Annotated in this window: 21 protein-coding genes; 6 read left to right on the plus strand and 15 right to left on the minus strand. The window is 64.8% G+C overall.

The window, feature by feature from the left end:
- Positions 1 to 339: 339 nt before the first annotated feature.
- Genes BDW16_RS01955 through istB form a run of 3 tightly spaced genes read left to right on the plus strand, consistent with a single transcriptional unit; the run spans position 340 to position 2,989 of the window.
- Positions 340 to 618 carry a hypothetical protein gene (locus BDW16_RS01955; protein WP_100362683.1) on the plus strand — a complete coding sequence of 93 codons (279 nt, stop codon included), beginning with the start codon at positions 340 to 342 and terminating at the stop codon, positions 616 to 618.
- 44 nt (positions 619 to 662) lie between these two features.
- Positions 663 to 2,162 carry an IS21 family transposase gene (gene istA / locus BDW16_RS01960; RefSeq protein WP_066582067.1) on the plus strand — a complete coding sequence of 500 codons (1,500 nt, stop codon included), beginning with the start codon at positions 663 to 665 and terminating at the stop codon, positions 2,160 to 2,162.
- Complete coding sequence (gene istB / locus BDW16_RS01965) at positions 2,159 to 2,989, plus strand: IS21-like element helper ATPase IstB (RefSeq protein WP_174532086.1); 831 nt, start codon at positions 2,159 to 2,161, stop codon at positions 2,987 to 2,989. The genes istA and istB overlap by 4 nt, the downstream gene beginning before the upstream one ends.
- Before the next feature lie 69 nt (positions 2,990 to 3,058).
- On the opposite strand, the gene BDW16_RS01970 is transcribed toward istB, so the two are convergent.
- The 5 genes from BDW16_RS01970 to BDW16_RS01990 form a co-directional block, all read right to left on the minus strand.
- Positions 3,059 to 3,400 (minus strand): hypothetical protein, encoded by a 342-nt coding sequence (locus tag BDW16_RS01970; protein WP_198585756.1) that lies wholly within the window; start codon positions 3,398 to 3,400, stop codon positions 3,059 to 3,061.
- Between the two features lie 445 nt (positions 3,401 to 3,845).
- Complete coding sequence (locus BDW16_RS01975; protein ID WP_066577033.1) at positions 3,846 to 4,181, minus strand: hypothetical protein; 336 nt, start codon at positions 4,179 to 4,181, stop codon at positions 3,846 to 3,848.
- Positions 4,182 to 4,224: 43 nt separating this feature from the next.
- Positions 4,225 to 4,818: a lytic transglycosylase domain-containing protein gene (locus BDW16_RS01980; protein ID WP_066577036.1), complete on the minus strand. Its 594-nt coding sequence runs from the start codon at positions 4,816 to 4,818 to the stop codon at positions 4,225 to 4,227.
- Positions 4,806 to 5,366 carry a S26 family signal peptidase gene (locus tag BDW16_RS01985; RefSeq protein WP_066577038.1) on the minus strand — a complete coding sequence of 187 codons (561 nt, stop codon included), beginning with the start codon at positions 5,364 to 5,366 and terminating at the stop codon, positions 4,806 to 4,808. The genes BDW16_RS01980 and BDW16_RS01985 overlap by 13 nt, the downstream gene beginning before the upstream one ends.
- Positions 5,359 to 5,598, minus strand: coding sequence for a helix-turn-helix domain-containing protein (locus tag BDW16_RS01990; protein ID WP_066577041.1), 240 nt, complete (start codon positions 5,596 to 5,598; stop codon positions 5,359 to 5,361). Before BDW16_RS01990 ends, BDW16_RS01985 begins: the two co-directional genes overlap by 8 nt.
- Before the next feature lie 199 nt (positions 5,599 to 5,797).
- Between BDW16_RS01990 and BDW16_RS01995 the strand changes: the two genes are divergently transcribed.
- Entirely contained in the window at positions 5,798 to 5,992 is a 195-nt protein-coding gene (locus tag BDW16_RS01995; RefSeq protein WP_066577044.1) for a hypothetical protein, read from the plus strand.
- Positions 5,993 to 6,635: 643 nt separating this feature from the next.
- Here the strand turns inward: BDW16_RS01995 and BDW16_RS02000 are convergent.
- Complete coding sequence (locus tag BDW16_RS02000; RefSeq protein ID WP_066577046.1) at positions 6,636 to 7,535, minus strand: HEPN domain-containing protein; 900 nt, start codon at positions 7,533 to 7,535, stop codon at positions 6,636 to 6,638.
- 84 nt (positions 7,536 to 7,619) lie between these two features.
- A complete protein-coding gene (locus BDW16_RS02005) occupies positions 7,620 to 7,940 on the minus strand; it encodes a DUF736 domain-containing protein (RefSeq protein WP_066577048.1) in 321 nt (106 codons plus the stop codon).
- Between the two features lie 390 nt (positions 7,941 to 8,330).
- Between BDW16_RS02005 and BDW16_RS02010 the strand changes: the two genes are divergently transcribed.
- Positions 8,331 to 8,789, plus strand: coding sequence for a thermonuclease family protein (locus tag BDW16_RS02010; RefSeq protein ID WP_100362684.1), 459 nt, complete (start codon positions 8,331 to 8,333; stop codon positions 8,787 to 8,789).
- A gap of 141 nt (positions 8,790 to 8,930) precedes the next feature.
- Here BDW16_RS02010 and BDW16_RS02015 read toward each other — a convergent pair whose 3' ends face one another.
- The 3 genes from BDW16_RS02015 to BDW16_RS02025 form a co-directional block, all read right to left on the minus strand.
- Positions 8,931 to 9,359, minus strand: coding sequence for a YybH family protein (locus BDW16_RS02015; protein ID WP_066577050.1), 429 nt, complete (start codon positions 9,357 to 9,359; stop codon positions 8,931 to 8,933).
- Between the two features lie 25 nt (positions 9,360 to 9,384).
- The gene (locus BDW16_RS02020) at positions 9,385 to 9,843 is read right to left on the minus strand and encodes an SRPBCC family protein (RefSeq protein ID WP_066577052.1); all 459 of its coding nucleotides are present in this window, start codon (positions 9,841 to 9,843) and stop codon (positions 9,385 to 9,387) included.
- Between the two features lie 266 nt (positions 9,844 to 10,109).
- The gene (locus tag BDW16_RS02025) at positions 10,110 to 10,457 is read right to left on the minus strand and encodes an ArsR/SmtB family transcription factor (RefSeq protein WP_066577055.1); all 348 of its coding nucleotides are present in this window, start codon (positions 10,455 to 10,457) and stop codon (positions 10,110 to 10,112) included.
- A 531-nt stretch (positions 10,458 to 10,988) separates the two neighbouring features.
- Here BDW16_RS02025 and BDW16_RS02030 point away from each other — a divergent pair.
- Complete coding sequence (locus BDW16_RS02030) at positions 10,989 to 11,615, plus strand: hypothetical protein (protein ID WP_133120931.1); 627 nt, start codon at positions 10,989 to 10,991, stop codon at positions 11,613 to 11,615.
- A gap of 531 nt (positions 11,616 to 12,146) precedes the next feature.
- Here the strand turns inward: BDW16_RS02030 and BDW16_RS02035 are convergent.
- The 5 genes from BDW16_RS02035 to BDW16_RS21890 all read right to left on the minus strand — a co-directional run bounded on the left by BDW16_RS02035 (position 12,147) and on the right by BDW16_RS21890 (position 16,956).
- Entirely contained in the window at positions 12,147 to 13,955 is a 1,809-nt protein-coding gene (locus BDW16_RS02035) for a ParB/RepB/Spo0J family partition protein (protein ID WP_066577062.1), read from the minus strand.
- Positions 13,956 to 14,042: 87 nt separating this feature from the next.
- Complete coding sequence (locus tag BDW16_RS02040) at positions 14,043 to 14,480, minus strand: DUF2958 domain-containing protein (RefSeq protein WP_066577064.1); 438 nt, start codon at positions 14,478 to 14,480, stop codon at positions 14,043 to 14,045.
- The gene (locus BDW16_RS02045) at positions 14,477 to 15,562 is read right to left on the minus strand and encodes an ArdC family protein (RefSeq protein WP_083954260.1); all 1,086 of its coding nucleotides are present in this window, start codon (positions 15,560 to 15,562) and stop codon (positions 14,477 to 14,479) included. Before BDW16_RS02045 ends, BDW16_RS02040 begins: the two co-directional genes overlap by 4 nt.
- A 601-nt stretch (positions 15,563 to 16,163) precedes the next feature.
- Positions 16,164 to 16,622, minus strand: coding sequence for a DNA -binding domain-containing protein (locus BDW16_RS02050; RefSeq protein WP_157926316.1), 459 nt, complete (start codon positions 16,620 to 16,622; stop codon positions 16,164 to 16,166).
- Positions 16,612 to 16,956, minus strand: coding sequence for a transcriptional regulator domain-containing protein (locus tag BDW16_RS21890; RefSeq protein ID WP_371836691.1), 345 nt, complete (start codon positions 16,954 to 16,956; stop codon positions 16,612 to 16,614). Before BDW16_RS21890 ends, BDW16_RS02050 begins: the two co-directional genes overlap by 11 nt.
- Positions 16,957 to 16,969 lie beyond the last annotated feature (13 nt).

Below are 16,969 nucleotides of genomic sequence, written 5' to 3' on the forward strand. Positions count from 1 at the left end.
TCGTCGCCTGCTAAAGCGGCACCTGGATGGTGTATGGGCAGCTGAGTGGTGATGACAAACCGGTCAGACCGGGGATCGAACAACCCAGGGGAGCAGAGCGCTTCGAGCGCGATGATGTGATTAGGCATCCGATCCGCGGGCTTCATCAGGGCCGCGCGCGCTCCGCGACCACAGGAGCAAAGCGATCGATGACGAGACCAAGAAACCAGACAAGAAGCGCTGAACTCTTATTCTTGCTGCTTTGAATCGTTGCACCTGTCTAAAAGGCTCCCGGACCGGCGCACATCGACCGTTTCGGTATCCTTGACGGTCATGGGGAAGTTTATGCGGTTTTTGCGAATGAGCACGCTGGCAGCGCTGGCCGCGTTGGCCGCATGCTCCGAGGCGCCGATTGCCAATGCAGTCGCCGAGACGGCACCGTCTAGCGCCACGGCAGATTCCGCGACCGTGATCCAGACCGAAGCTGGCCGTTATCTGGTCGACCTCAATCCGAAGCTCGACACCAAGTCGCTACCATCGAACGCTGACCTCAAGATCCTTGATGGGGATCTCGCTGTGCAGGGCGGTGACAAACCAGGCCACTGGAGCGCCGGTGATTTGCTGAGCGCGGCGGTGTAAAAGCCGGCCATTGGATAAGGTTGCTCCTTTTGGAGCGGCCAGGGATGTTTGCCGTGGAGGTCTACGCAGCGGTTCGTCGTTTTGTGTTCGTGGAAGGGAACAGCCAACGGGAAGCGGCGAAAGTGTTCGGCCTGAGCCGTGAAACGATTTCGAAGATGTGCCGGTTTTCGCTGCCGCCGGGCTACACGCGCACGAAGCCCGTGGCGAAGCCGAAGCTGGGATCGTTGTTGCCGGTGATCGACCGGATCCTGGCGGAAGACCGGACGGCGCCGATGAAGCAGCGGCACACGGCCAAGCGGATTTTCGAGCGCCTGCGCGACGAGCATGGCTACGGTGGCGGCTACACGGTGGTGAAGGATTATGTCCGGCAATGCCGGGCGCGCGGCCGCGAGACGTTCGTACCGCTGGCGCATCCACCGGGCCACGCGCAGGTGGATTTTGGCGAGGCGGTGGGCGTGATCGGCGGCGTCCGGCAGAAGGTGCATTTCTTCTGCATGGACCTGCCACAATCGGACGCCTGCTTCGTGAAGGCCTATCCGGCGGAGACGACCGAGGCGTTTCTCGACGGGCACGTGTCGGCGTTCGCTTTCTTCGGCGCTGTGCCGCGCTCGATCCTGTACGATAATACCACGATCGCGGTCGCGAAGATTTGCGGCGACGGTAAGCGCGAGCGCACCCGTGCGTTTACCGGTCTGGTCAGCCATTACCTGTTCACGGATCGCTTCGGTCGCCCCGGCAAGGGCAACGACAAGGGGAAAGTCGAAGGGCTGGTGAAGCACGCCCGAACGCACTTCATGGTGCCGATCCCGCACGCGGCGAGCTACGATGCCTTCAATGCCGAACTGGAACGCCGCTGCCGCGCCCGGCAGGAAGAGCGGGCTGGGCGGCACAGCCAGACGATCGGCGAACGGCTCGTGGCCGATCTCGCGGCAATGTGTCCTGTGCCGGTCGGGACGTTCGAGCCGTGTGAAACCAGGGCTGCGCGCGTCTCCTCGACCGCGCTGGTGCGCTACCGGACCAACGACTACTCGGTTCCGACCCGCTACGGCTTCCAGGACGTGGTGGTGAAGGGCTTCGTCGATCAGGTCGTCATCTTGTGCGGCGGCGAGGAGATCGCCCGCCATCCGCGCTGCTATGGCGAAGCCATGTTCGTGGCGAACCCACTGCATTACCTGGCGCTGATCGAGAGCAAGCCTGGAGCCCTTGACCAGGCCGCCGCACTTCAGGGCTGGGATCTGCCCGAGGTGTTCCAGCATCTGCGCCATCTTCTGGAGGCGCGGATGGGCAACAAGGGCAAGCGCGAGTTCATCCAGGTGCTGCGCCTTCTGGAAGCGCTCCCGATGGAGGTGGTCACCTTCGCGGTGAACGAGGCGATCCATATCGGTGCGATCGGCTTCGATGCGATCAAGCAGATCGCGCTTGCGCGCATCGAGCGTCGGCCTGCCCGGCTCGATCTAACCGCCTATCCGCACCTGCCCAGGATGGAGGTGAAGACGACGCGCGCCGCCGACTACGCCGCTCTCCTGCCGGAGCTGGCGGCATGAGCCGGGCGGCGGACGACAAGATGCCGCCCGGTACGACGGCGGGCACGCCGCAGGTTCTGCTGGCGCATCACCTCAAGCAGCTCAAGCTGCCCACGGTCCTGCGCGAGTATGAGAAGCTGGCCCGGGAATGTGCGCGCGATGGCGTTGATCACACCCGCTACCTGCTGCGTCTCATCGAACTGGAGCTGATCGACCGGGAGCGCCGCACGGTCGAGCGCCGGATCCGTGCTGCCCGGTTCCCGGCGGTGAAGAGCCTCGATACCTTCGACTTCACGGCCATCCCCAGCCTCAACAAGATGCTCGTGCTGGAACTGGCACGCTGCGAGTACATCTTGCGCCGGGAAAACATCATCGCGCTTGGCAACAGTGGCACGGGCAAAACGCACGCCGCGCTCGCCCTGGGACTGGCCGCCTGCCAGAAGGGCTTCACGGTCGCGTTCACCACCGCCGCAGCGCTGGTGAACCAGTTGCTGGAAGCCCGCGACGAAAAGCGGCTGCTCAAGATGCAACGCGAGCTTGCCGCCGTGAAGCTGCTGATCGTCGATGAACTGGGCTACGTTCCGCTCTCCCCCACGGGCGCGGAACTGTTGTTCGAGACCTTCTCACAGCGTTACGAGCGCGGATCGACCATCGTCACCTCCAACCTGCCGTTCGAGGACTGGACGCAGGTCCTCGGGTCCGAGCGGCTCACCGGAGCGCTGCTCGACAGGCTCACTCACCACGTCAGCATCCTGACCATGAACGGCGACAGCTACCGCCTGAAGCAATCCGCCCACCGTCGCCGCGCTGCCAGGGCGGAGCAAAACCAGGCCACCCCCGCCGACTGACCCGCCGCAAAACGGCAAATATGCAAAGGGCCCCGATCGGGGCCCTTTGCATATAGTCCGCGTTCATCCTCAATGGCCTGCTTTTACTCCGCCATGCTGGCCTGAAATCCGACCGCCGTTGACACGGGTCGTGCCGTCGCGCTCGATATAGCGCAGATGGGCACGCGCCGCCGCGCTACCCTTGCCCGCCAGTTTGACGATGCGGGATTTGATGATGACGCGACGCTGGCGAAAGGCGGCATAGACATCGCGACTGGCGAGCACGCGGCCGACGCCTGCTCCGCGTCCGATACGGCTACCGTCGAAGCGCTTGCGCCTTCCTCCCGCCGCGCTGCCGGCCCGGGCGAGATTTGCCGCGGCGAGGACGCGGTGAAGGAACTTCCTGCCCTGCCCCTTTCCGCCTGCTCGCATACGCCCCAATCGAGGCTCGAATTCGTCGTCTTCATTCATGGCCGGCTCGCTCGATAATCCAATCCGAACGCCAGCTTGAGCGTCACCGGGCCCCAAGAAAACCGGTGCCAAATTTCGCGAGGATTGAAGCCGCCTGGAACCATGCTTAGCACCATCCGTACGGGAGAGGTGCCAAGAATCGAGCGCCAGACTCGAGAAAAACGATGTGCAGACAATCGCTTATGGTGCTGACTGGCAGAGCCGGCACCATTGCTTAATCTTGCCTTCCACTTTCCCCTCTCAAAATGCCCCTACACGCCCACTTCCCCCGACGCCCGAGCTACCAACCAGCCTGAACATGAGCCAAAGCGCTGCCGATTTCGCTGATCAGAATCGTTCGCCGCGATCAGAAAAAAGCGCCCGAAACCACGCCGGTCGGGCGCGGCTTCGAGCGCGATTTTCGTCATCACATCTCCGTTTCGAGCCCCGCTTTGCGCCGCTCGCGTTCCTCGAGAGCCGCCTGCAATTCCGTTGCGATCTGTTGCGATTCACGACGATCGCAGCACGCCTTGAGCTCAGCGCGCAGTTCTTCGATTTGCTGTTCAATCGACATTCCGGCCTCCATCATCTTGCGAAAGATGAAGCCGTCGCCCGGGGTGGAGCGGGCCGGGTCAAGGACCGCGAAGCGGCCGCGCCAGCGGCGATGGGGGTCACGATTTTGCGAAGCAAAATGGTGGGGCCCCGTCGTCCTTGAGGCGGCCCGTTCCGCCCCGATATCCTTGGAATGACTGAGCGGATTCACTCCCCCAATGCCCGTTCCTGCGCATGACAAGGAACCCGCAGGTCTACTCGTCGCGCGTTCCTATCGGCACGAACAAGCACGCCGCGCGCGGTTCGGGCGATGCAGCCGAGAGGGAGAAGAACAGCGACCGGGACGGTGTCTTCACCGCTGCCACCTCCTGCGGCGACTGGGCGCCCACCGCCACCGTCGCCAGATAGGCTCGCGTTTCGCCGGGAAGCCGCCGTCCCGTCGCAAGATGATCTGCATAGCGAGCAGGTCCGGCATTAAAGGCCGCGAACAGGCCGGGATAGCCAAAGCGGTCGTACATCAGCCGGAGATAGAGCGTGCCGGCGAGGATATTGTCGCGCGGATGATGGGGGTCGGCGCCGAGACCGAGCCGTCGACGCATCTCCGCCCAGGTGCCGGGCATCAACTGCATCAGGCCCATAGCCCCCGCCCGGCTGGTCGTCGGTCGGCCGCGATGCATGGTGCGTCCGCCGCTTTCGGCACGCATGACGCGCTCGATCCAGGCGGGCGGGATGCCGAACCGCGCCGATGCTTCGGCAATATAAGGCCGCCATCGCGCGACCGGATCGGCGCGGGCGGGCATCGCCGCGAACAGCGCAAGCGCGGCGACGGCGAGCTTCAGCGAAGCCATAACGGCGCGGCCTTCCCGATGATGTCGCCGCGCGCCGTCGGCCCGAAATAACGCCCGTCGAACGATGCCGGATCGTCCATCAACAGCAGCATCGCGCCGTCGCGAAGCACCGTACAACCCTGCCATCGGGGCATCGGCCGACCCGATGCATCGATCGCACGTCGGATCGCAATGCGCCTTCCGTTCACGAAAATGCCGGTATCGATGGCGCAGACTTCATCGCCCGGCTCGGCAGCGATGCGCTTGATCAGCGGTACGTTGGCCGGAAGATAATGCCGCCGGGCGGCAAGGCCCCGCCAGGGTTCGGCGAGCCGGGCGATCACCATATCACCACGGCGAAGCGGTGTATCCGGTGTGACGCGCCAGAGGCCGATCGGCGCGCTGGCGCTGGCATTCCAGAGCAGACGCGGGTGCGGCGGAACGACGGCCGTCGCACCGAGCACGGCGATCAGCGCGGCACAGGCGGCCACGCGCCGAACCCGGCGACGGCGATGAAGCCGAGCGGCGCGAAGCGCGTCACCGATCCGCTGGATGGCGGCGTTACGCATCGTCGCCCGCCTCGCCCAGGCTCTGCGACCAGGCATCGAGGTCGTCGATATGATAGCGCAGATGGCGGCTGTGACGCCGAAAGCGCGGGCCAGTTCCGGCAGTACGATATTCCTGGAGCGTGCGGGACGATATGCCGAGATAGAACGCGGCCTGATCCGGGCTCAGAAAGGGTGACCCGCCACGCGCACGCGCGGCGCGGATATCGGCGGCATTATCGGAAGGTTCGGTCATGGCGAAGCACCTTGATGTGCGGCGCTCCACAGCGCCGCGTGGTGCGCGACCGATCACCCGAACCGACCTGGGCCGGGAGGGTCGAAAACGCCCTATGGCGAATTCGACCCCCCTGCCGGCTTGCCTCAATGTTCTATTTATGTTCTACAGATGCCCGCCCCTGCTCAGGTTGGCGATTCGACATCGATGGAGACGGAAATTGCAGCACGATGTGCGGCTGCGCGACGCTGCGCGCGCGATCTATGACGCCTGTTATCCGGGCGATGAATGGGTGCCAGTCGGTTTCGAGGAAGCCGAAAGATACGGCACGGTCCATTATCGCCAGGCGGTCGGTGCAGCGATCGAGGCCCGTGCTGTGTTGGCAGCGCCCGTCCAGCCCGAGCTATTTGCCTGAGCCCACAGCGGCGAAACTCATGCCGCGTGGGCTTCCAACAACGCAGTTCGAATTGATCCGCCTGGCCTCAACCGGTAGTCATCGACCCAATCGCGGAAGGTCACTTAGGGCTTTGATAGCCCCACATATTGAGGGGGGTACATTTGGCACTTGCTGACGCTGTGGCTACGAGCTGGTCTGAGCCACGCAGCTCTACCCTAAAGGACCAGCCGTCCCGTTCGTACATGATTTGGTAGGCGGGGCTCACGCAAGGGAGCTTGTCTGCTGTTAGCTGAGCCGACTGCGCAAGCTTCACCGACTTGATGTTAAGTGTAGCCATGCGAGTGACCGTGCGTGCGTCACAATCAACGATCTGACTCAAGTCACTGAAGCGCTCACCAGCCTTAGGCTCTCGCCGGGCGATCCGCTTCGCTTCGTTCTGAACAAGCTGACAAGCATATTCATGGGTGGGCCAGGGGTCAGGTGCTGGTCTGATGACTGGCGGCGTCTCCTGTGCAGTCGAAACCTGCAGCAACAACAAGGCGAGCATATACAGGATCTTCTCCGTCTGGCTGTCCTATATGCGCGAGAGAATGTCGCGACAGCAACGGGTCTATGACCAGCGAAGGCCCGTGGACAACCGCACATCAGTCACGACCGGCCTCTAGTCTCCCGACAACCGCCTTTCGGCAATCGCCTTCACCTCGGCCTGGAGCAGTTCGACGCGCTCGACGAGCCATTCGAGCTCGGGGCCGGTGATCTTGTAGTGCGGCGAATAGCGCGCGTTGACATAGGCCTGCTGGAGCAGTTCGAAACAGCGGCGAACGAATTTGCTGTCGCGCGGCCAGACCGGGATCAGGTCGCGGGCGATGTCCTCGGACTTGTCGCGCAGGAAATTGATCTTGTGCGATTTCGGGCTGTAGAGCGTCAGCACGTGCAGCACGGTGTGATAGAAATGCTCGGTGGCTTGATGGAGCAGGAAAGCGGCCCAGCTGTTGTCGCCTTCCGCAATATAAAACTTGGCTCCCTTCAGGGCGCCGCTTGCGCTGGTGAACCACTTGTCGAAATATTGCTCTGCTTCCGCGCGGGCTTCTTCCGGCGCTAGCGGCTTCGGCGTGTCGAACGCCTGCGTGCCGAGCTCGTACAGCACGATCCCGTCGCGCACGATATCGATGAAGAAGGGCCGACCGCGCGAGAGTTGCTGGTTCACATCGGTCAGACTGTGGACGATCAGCCCGACCGGCGCCGACAGCTTCTTGGTGACGCCATAATCACGCAGAAAGCGGTCCTCGGCCTTGTACCAATAGTCCACCGGATCGGTCAGCCGCTCGTCGTTGACGACGACGAGAATGTCATAATCCGAATAATAGCCGCCGACCGGATCGGCCACCCAGTCGCCGCGCGCGTGCGATCCGTAGAGGACGACCTTCAGGATGCGCCCCTGCTTCTTCCATTTCTGCGTGGCAAGGCTGGTCGCGTCCTCGAACTCGGCGAAGAGGATTTCGACGATACGCTGGAGGTCGCGCTGCTTGCGGCCGGGAAGATGGTCGAGGTCGGTTTTCATGTGCCTTGAATCCTAGCAATTTATGACAGGCTGACAATGAAAAGGGTGTCCCCCGCGCCCGCCGGAGCAGACGCGGGGCAACTCTCAGTCGGCCGGATTCCAGATGATGGCGAAGGCGTCGTCATCGTCCTGGCCGGCGGCGCGGCCGAGGTTGGCGTAGATGCGGCGCGGTCCGAACTCGGGCGCCGCGAGGCTCAGCGACACATAGTCCTTGCCGGACATCTCGCTGCGCCGGACCCATCCCGCGCCGATCTCGGCGCCGCCGGCGACCACCCGATAGTCAGGCTGGGCGTCGCTGGACTTGCGGCTATTCGGCACGATTTCGATATCGGTACGGATCGAGAGGGTGCGGACCTGGCCCTTGAAGCCTTCGCCGTTGCGGGTGACATAACCGATTGCGGGCATTGTTCGTCTCCTTGGTTTCGCGCCCGAACCGCCCGGGCGACAGGCGCGACCGAAGGGCCGGCAGAAGACGGATGCACGAACCCCGCAGGGGCCGCAGCGTCAGCGGAGGATCGGAGCGGCGAAGCTATTTGCAGCGCAGCGACCGCGAGGAGCCCGTGGCACACGGGCGGGGAAATAGGTTCGTCCGCGATGGTTTCGCGCAGCCGGATGCCGGTCCAGGTCATGCGCCCATGAGCCGCGACGGTTCGGCACGAAGCGCCGGGGGCAGGTAAGCCTGCCCGCAATGTCGCCCAAGGCGGCCAAAGGCGATGGGCCAATGCCCGCGCCGTTCGGTCGCCATTCGCCATCCTTGCGATTGGCGCGGGGCTCACAGCTCGCTAGGCGACCGGGATGAGTTGCGGAGCCAAACGACAAGTCAACCGGGTGCGCGCGGCGATCGGCGGAATGACGGTGCTGGGCCTCACGGTGCTCGTCCCCCTCGCCTCCACCAGGGCGGCCGCGCCGCCGCGAGAGGGGGTCGTCGCCTATGTGATCGATGGCGATACGGTCCGGCTGGCGAGCGGCGAGCGCATCCGCATCGCGGGGATCGACGCGCCCGAAACCCGGGCCGACAACGCCAAATGCAAGGCCGAAATCGCGCTGGGCAAGCAGGCCAGCGCGCAGGCCAGGGCATTGCTCGAAGGCCGCCGTGTGACCGTGATCCGCGTCGGCCGCAGCTACGACCGGACGGTGGCGCATTTGAAGATCGGTGGGCGGGACGCGGCGAAGGCGCTGGTCGCGAGCGGCGCCGCGCGCTGGTGGCCCCGCGGTGCGGAGCGACCACGCTGGTGCCCGACGCGGGACCGATAGCGAAGCCAGGCGAGATTCTTCGTTATGTATAAGCGCGCCCTCAAAATTCGGTGCCCGCACCACCGGATTGATCGACGGATTTGCCGTAGTGCTCCGCCGGATTGAGGAGGCCGGCGCCCCCTGCTTCGGCGGGCGAGCGACCTACGGGCGAAGCTGGAGCTTCGCCTCGCCGGATTCCGGATCGTAGGGATAGGAGACGTGCTGGTGGATCAGCTTCCAGCCCTCCGCTTTGCGCCGGAAAATGCGCGTGCCACGAGACCAGCTCTCGAACACGTCCTGACCCGGTTGCTTCGCCCGCATCCGGTTCAGGCCCCATGTCACGGCGATGTCGTCCCGAACGATGATCTGGAGATCAGGAATGTCCCAACTGAACTCGCCGGCCATCGCCTCGAACCCGCGTCGGCAAACTTCGCGAACGGCAGCCGCGCCATGATATTCCAAGGGGGCGTCGTGCTCGTATGAGACGATATCATCGTCGATCTTGGTCATGACGGCGTCGAGGTCCTTCTTGGCCGCTGCGGCGAGCCACTCCTCAAACTCCTTGCGCACTTCTTCTTCGGCATTAGCCATCGAGGTATCTCCTTTTCCTATGGGTTTAGGCGAGGTGGGCTTCCAGCTTGCGGAAGCACTCGGCCCAGCCTTCGGCGTTGCCGTCGCGCATATCCTTCGAGCTGTAGCCGCTCTGTTGGAACGCCATGTGCGTCTTGCCGCCCTTGTCCGCGAAAGCGACGGTCACCGTGGTCTTCGGACCGCTCTTGCCATTGCTACGCTGGGTGAGCGTGAATTCGAGCCGATCGGGCTCGCGCACATCGAGGAACTCGCCGAACTCCTCGTGGACATCGCCGGCTTCCGAGCGGAACGTCACCGCCCACTGCCCGCCAGGCTTCGCAGCGAGATCGCAGCGAAGCACCGAGAAGCCGTCCGGAGCGAACCACGCCGCGACATCCTCGGCGTTGGTCCAGTTGGCGAACACCAGAGCCCGGGGCGCGTCGAACACGCGCTCGATCGAGATCCTGGAATCGGCGACATCGGTATCGCGAGCCAAGGTCAACATCGTTCTCCTTCATGAGATCAGCCGACACTTCATCGAGGTGGTGGAACCACTCGCTCCAAAACTGACGCTGGCTCCTCAGCCAGCGATCGATGCTGCCGAAGGACCAAATCAGGTGTTGAGCGGGCGGCATCGACCACCCCTTGTGAAGAACCGCGTCGGTCTTTATATAGAATCAATCAATTCCGGAAGCAATGCCTTCCTAAAGGCATTGAAGTCGCCCGTCGCGATCCGGTGTTGTGCTTCACTGGCGCCGATGCGGGCAGGCCTCACTCGTCGCGGTTGCGGGAGCCGGCTTTCCGTTGCTCAGCAAGACGCCGCTCAAGGTGATCGAAGCGGTTGCTCCAAAGCTGGCGATACGTCTCCAGCCACCCGTCGACCTGCGCGAGCGGCTCCAATCGGATTCGGCTGGGGCGACGCTGCGCATCCCGGCCTTTCGTCACCAAGCCCGCCGCTTCCAGAACCGAGATATGGTTCGACACGGCGCGTGGCGTCATGTCGAACGGCTCCGCCAGTTCCGCTACTGATGCCTCCCCCGCGACAAGGCGAGCGAGGATAGCCCGCCGCGTGGGATCGGCGAGCGCGGCAAATGTGATGCTGAGCGGATCTTGAGCCAAAACTTCAACTCCTTCGAAAGCGCGTTTTCCGGGATGGGGGATCGAGGCCTATCCAGCCGCTTTTACCGGCCTTTGCTTCAGCCGCCCGCACCGCTCGGAGGCTACATTCGAAGCGCGGGACGCGATGCCCGCTCACAACTCACGAAAACCTTACTTCCGGAAGCGATTGCCTCTATAGAGGAGCGGCTGTTTGGTCAATCACGAGGAGCCTGATGACCGGCTCCGAGAAGATCTTCGGCTACCCGGACATAGCATTCGAACTTCTGGACACGAAGGTCCTCGGCGGACGTGTGATCGTGCGGCTATTGCCCCGGCGGAGCCGCTCCGAAAGCAACGACCTGAAACAAAACGGATCTCTGCCCCCGCTACCAGCGGAGAATCTGCGCGGTTCAGATTTCCGTCGAAAAAGGGCGCGCCGTCGAGGAAGGTGAAGCGGCTGGTGTAGAACCCCGACGTAAAATTCGCTAGGCGATCTTGCCTATCGCCCAGCTTCACGACACCTTATCACTCTCAGTTCATGACGGGGATGAAATGAGCACTGGTCCCGAGGGGATACCTGACGAGGTACGGGCATGGATGGAAGGCATCGTGCGCGAGCGCGGTCCTGTGCCCAAGACAGACCAGATGTTCAGGCATGGGCGAGAATATCATGAGTGCGCGCTGCGCTGCCTTGAGCTGCGGGACGGGCATGGTTTCCTCTTCCAACCGAGCCTTGTCCTTCTCGCATTCGTCGTCGAAATCTACCTCAAGGGGCTGCTCGCAATCGAAGGTAAAGATCCCCGCGCTGGAGGCCACGACCTCGGTAAGATTTACGGCAGGCTGGAGGACGAGACACAGGCCAAGGTTGCGGAGCGTTACCGGCTACGCCATCATGGTCAGGACCTTCTCGGCGATCTACCAGCCTATTCCAAACTCTTCGTGAAAGTCCGGTATGCCTATGAGCTGGAGGGCGCGCATGAGGCCGACATTTCAGGCGTCGCTCAACTCGCGTCATCGCTCTACGAGACATGGGCCGAATTGCAGCCAGGCCTCATCCAGGGGGCCTCGTCCATGACCGGATCACAGCACCTAACCAGGGAACCCCGATCTTCAACGGCAATGAATGCGCGTGAGAAATTCGTTGCCAAAGCACACGGCAAATGTACGAATCATCGGTGATCACGGAACAGGACCGAAGCGCTTTTCGACTATCCGTTTAGCGGCCTCTATCCGCACAATTGCTGCGAGAGCGTCTCGCTCATCCTCACCTGTCCGATCGAGGAGAAATAGACCTCGACATGGTCGAGATCATCAAGGGGACCAAGCCCAGGAAGCATGAGCATCATTTCTGGGTGAAGGTAGGCGACTGCCATATGACCTGACCGCGCACCAGTTCGGGCAACATAAGCCGATCATCGGCGTGCGCGCGCACCAGCTGTTCCTGAGCTTTCCGGAATGGAGCATCGAGCAGGGCCGGGATTTCGTCGATCGCGACGCGGTGATCGCCGCCTGGAGGGCCGGGATCATCCCGTTCTGAACCTCGGGTACCGGAACGCCGCCGCCACCGCTTCCCGCAAAAAAATCCGCGCGCCCGAGCGCCTGCAAGGCGCGAGGGCGCGCGGCCGATTTTGCCCCCTCCCCGCCCCTGTAACGGGCGCGCGGCGGACAGGAAAACCGGGCGGGCGGTGCTGCCACCCGCCCGGCAAGGGATCAGGCCGCGAGCGGCAGCGGTTCCGCCATCGCGGGCGCGGGCGCATCAGGCGGCGGGTTAGATGCCCCGGCACGCGCCCGCTCGACCTCTTCATGGGCCGCGACCGACGCCACGCCGCCGCGCGCGGTATAGTGGGTCGGCGGGAAGGCCAGCCAGCGCGGCACCCAGTTGCCGACCCGCGTGCGGCCCTCATTGCCGTCGAGATGATCGCGGACGATCTTCGCCATCACCCTGGTCTTCTCGCCCGCATTGGCGGCGGCGACCGTCTCGCCCGCGACCTCGGCAAGGATCGCTCGCATCACCTCCTTGTCGCGGATCAGCCCGAACAGGGCGTCGTCGGCCTGCCACCACACCGCCATGTCGATCCCGAGTTCGGTGCCGACCGCATCGACCAGCACGCTGTTCGCGAACAGCGTCTCGCCGATGACGATGGTCAGGATGTCCATCACTGCCGTGTCGGGCAGGTCGACAAGGCGGAGGAACAGCGCAACCGCGCCATCGTCGCCGCCGGTGACGGTCGGCGTCTCGGGGTCGAAGCCGAGCAGGGTCAGGACCGCGCGGCGCTGTTCGTCGAACCGGGCTTCGCCGGGGGCATTCTCGACGCTTTCGCGCACCGCGTCGTTGCGCGACTTCTGCGGCTCGATATCGACGCGCCACAGCGGCGACCCGGCGATGGCGTGCGCGACCATCAGCCGGAGCGCGAGACCGTTATGGCCGACCAGCGCGGCGCGCACGGCGGCATGGCGATGCAGCGCGACATAGTCCTGCAGCGCCGATGTCGCCTCGGGCCGGACGGGCTTCGTCGCATTGCCGGGCCTGTCGCCGCCTTCGGCGGAGCGCCGCGCCTCGCGGCGGGTGAGATAGCCCTCATGGACGACGACCTCGCCCGACGACCGCACGTCGAAATAGACGCGCCCGCCCTTGCGCTTGGCGGTCTTCTCATACTCCCAGACCGAGAAATGCTCGCCCGGCGGGACGATCACGGCGTCGGCCCAGCCCGCTTCGCGCGCCGCCCCGGCGCGCTCGGCGATGGCGGCGTTCTGCGCGGTCCAGAAACCATCGACATCGGCGAAATAGGCATCCTCGCCGAACAGGTCGGCGACGGTGGCAAGTCCGCTCGCCGCGACGTCGAACAGCGCATGGCGCGCGGCGATCGACTGGCCGCCGAACAGCCACGCCTTGAGCTGATGGCCGGTCGGGCGATCGCTGTCGGGATCGTCGGCGAGCGCGAGCCATGCGTGTTGCTGGCGCTTGGTCGCGAGCGTCAAATGGCGGACGGTCGCGCGGTCGATCTGCTCCCGGGCATACATCGCACGGATGCGCGGCAGCAGATTGCCGAGCGCGAGAATGCGGCGCACGGTAAGGTCGGGAAGCCCGAACGTGTCGCCGATCTCGGCGGCGCTGCGGCCTTGCTTCACCAGCCGGGCGAAGCTTTCCCATTGGTTGACCTCGTCGGGGTCGAGCCGCGCGATATTTTCTATGAGCGAGGCCTCGATGGCGTCGGCATCATCGCCTTCGTCGAGGATCGCGCAGGGCATGGGTTCGGCCTCCTCGCCCGCTTCGCGCCGCTCGGCGGCGACGATGGACGCGGCATGGAAGCGCCGTGCTCCCGCGACGATCTCGAAGCTGTCGGAAGCCCCGTCCCCGGTGCCGTCCGGAACCGGATCGGGGCGCACCAGAACCGGCACGATGACGCCGCGTTTGCGCACGGTCGGCAGGATGTCGGTCACGTCCGGCGCTTTCTTCGTATAGCGCATATTGGCCTTGCTGACGGACAGCTTGCCAAGGTCGATGAAGTCGAGTTTCATGGCAGTCACCTTTCCAAAAGGTGCCGGTCCGTTGGTCTTGCTGGAGTGGCGGACCGGCTTTCGAATTGCGGCGAAACGCGCCGCGCGTCATCCGCCCCCTTCGTCTTCGGGAGGCAGCGGAAGTTCGTCGCCCGTGTGGCGTGCGGTCATGCGGCGAAGCTCTGCTTCGGCACCGATGATCGATCCCATGCGCCGCGCGGTATCGGCCCAGACCGAGAGCGGGCGCATCGGCACGAAATGCGCGTCCCGCTCGATTGCGAGGCCGAACGGCAGGCGCACGCTGGCGATTTCACGGAGCGAGAACGCCCCGAGTTCGGGACAGCCGAAGCCGAGATCGGCGAGACCGAACAGCGTGTCGCCATCCGCGTCGAGTTCGGTCGCGAGCCATGTCGCCGCGCCAAGGGGGTTGAAGAATTTGACCAGCGGCAGCGGATCGGGTTCGCGGCGTCCGTCGCGCAGCGCGGCGTGACGGGCGATGTCGTTGGCACGCAACGCGACGTGCAGTTCGGGGGGCAGCAGGATCATGCCCCCTCCTCCGCCATTCCGACGATGCTGCGCATCGCTGGAACCTTGGGCGTTGTTGCCCTCCGCGCGCTGGCGTCGGCCGCCCGGCTATGCTCGGGGCAGGCGTGACGGGCCAATAGCCAGTCGGCGGCCTTGCTCGCCTGACTCGCGGCGCGGAAGATCGCACGGCTGTCGCCGCGCAGTACGTCAAGCCACGACGCCAGATAATCGGCATGGCGCACGGTCGGAGCGATGCCGAGCGCGGCGCACAGGAACGCGCTGCCCATCTCGGCGACCAGCTCCTCGCGGGCGTAGTCCTTGCCGCCAAGGCCGTTCATCAACTTGCGGTCGAGCCGCGACGCATGGCCGGTGGCATGGGTCAGCTCGTGGAGCGCGGTGCGGTAATAGTTGATCTGCTCGAAGAAAGCGGGCTGCGGCGGCACCTGCACGAAATCCTGCGCAGGCGCATAGAAGGCCTCGTTGCCACCGATGCGGAAATCGACACCCGATGCCGCAATCACGGCTTCGGCGACCGGCACGATCTCGCGTTCGGGCAGCGGCGCGGGATCGGCGGCAAGCCCTTCGCGCAAGCCCTCGCATTGCGCGACGTTGAAGACGGTGAAACGCTTGAGGAACGGCACGGTGCGCGGAGCGCTAGGATCGCTCCCCCGCAGCGATCCCATTTCGCGCTCCCTCTCGCCCGCCTCCGCCCCGCGCTGCTTCTCGCCCTGCGGCGTGAACCGGTCGGCATAGAAGACGGTGACGCCATGCGCGCCCTTGCGGACGTTGCCGCCCGCTTCAAGCGCCTGCCGGAAGGTCAGCCAGCTTTGCGAGGGCCAGCCCTGCTCGATGACAGCCCCCCAGAGAATGAGGATGTTCACGCCCGAATAGGGCCGCGCGGTGAGCGCATTGCGCGGGATGCCGGGGCCTCTGCCGCCGGTTCGTCCCCATGGTCTGACCCATGGGAAACGCCCTTCCTCCAGTTCGGCGATGATGCGCCGGGTCACTTCGTCATAAAGGCTGGCGCGGTCGGCCCCGGTCGCCGCTGCCGACTTGGTGCCGTGACAGTCGGGCCTGGCACCGCGCTTGCTGGTGATCGTCATCGCTTGTCTCCTCGCCATCCCAAAAACCGCATGGCCTCCCCGGAAAGCGGGGGTGGGCGGCGACGAGCGACCGCAGGGCTCGCGCACCAAGCGGGCGCCGCACCCAAGCCGGGGTCCCCGTCGCGCCGGCGCGACGGGGTGGCGCAGGGCCGGAACGCAGTGGAGGAGCCGGTCCCAAGCGAAGTCGAAGGGCCGGCTTGCGACGTCCGCGCGCGAGCCCAGACGGGCGCGCCGCCCACTCCCGCGCATCCGGGAGAGGCTACAGAAAACGCCGCCGTGCCCTGGCGCGGCGTCCACAGCGAGCGCCAGCGGTCGTTACCGAATGGACGAGACCCGCGACGCGGGGCTCGGTGGCCGCGCACCTTCGGTGCGCGCCATAGAACGCGATCGCGCGATCACGCGCGAGGCGCGGACGTCAGCGACTTGCCGCCCGTTATCGCACGCACAGCGGGGCACGTTTACGGGTTCACGACCTCACCCCCTTCGGCCAACCACTCGTTTCGATATCGGAATAATTGACTTGAACGATCGTGCATCGCGTGTGCCTGGATCGAATCTCGCCGGTCTCCGGGCATCGCGCGATCCTTTCCGCGATCCGCGTTCAATTGCTGTTTTCGCGATTTCCGCCGAGCAATGCGCGATAGCCACCCCCAGCGAGGCGGCGAGCTTCGCGGGCCAATCTTCGAACCCGCGAACGAAGCGAGTCGGACACGGTGCGCCAGCCGGAAGAAATCCGATCCGGCCCGAACAGCGCGACGGCGATATCGCGCTGCGACGCGCCCGCACTCAATGCATCATGAACCCTGAGAATTTCGATCAGCCGTTCGACGCGACGCTCGACGGGAAATAGCGCGGGAAGGAATCGGCCTGTCCGGAACAGGCCCGCGAGCCTTCGAACCGGCAGGAGCCGGTCTTCGGTGGATCGGCCGATAGCCCCGGTAAGCCGGTACCGAAGCAACACCGGATGACCTGCGATCAGGCTTCCCGCCTCGATGTCGATCCGGATGCGACGATAGCCGTCCGAGAGCACCGCATGTTCGCGGCCTTCGTCACCGGTCACGACGGTGAGCCAGCGATCGAAACAGCTCGGATCGAACGGATCGATATCGCCCGGCCCGGCCGGCAGCGCGCTCATGCGCAGAATGTTCCGATCGATGCTGGCGTCCCAGATCAGGCAGGCTTCGGGAGAGGCGTGGGCGGGGTCCTCGGCGAAAATACAAGCCCCAGATCAGCGGATCGGCCTTGCCGCCGCGATCGCGCGTCGCTCTACTGGCGGAGGTGTACCAGGCGATATAGGCGGGATCCCGCCGCAGCCACTCCCACAGCAGGCCCGCGCGGTCGATGCCGCGGAGCCGCCGATAGGGTGCCGGGTCGCGCCAATCGGGCCGAGGCACGGGCGGCGACAAT

The sequence above is a fragment of the Sphingomonas koreensis genome (assembly GCF_002797435.1).
GTDB lineage: Bacteria > Pseudomonadota > Alphaproteobacteria > Sphingomonadales > Sphingomonadaceae > Sphingomonas > Sphingomonas koreensis.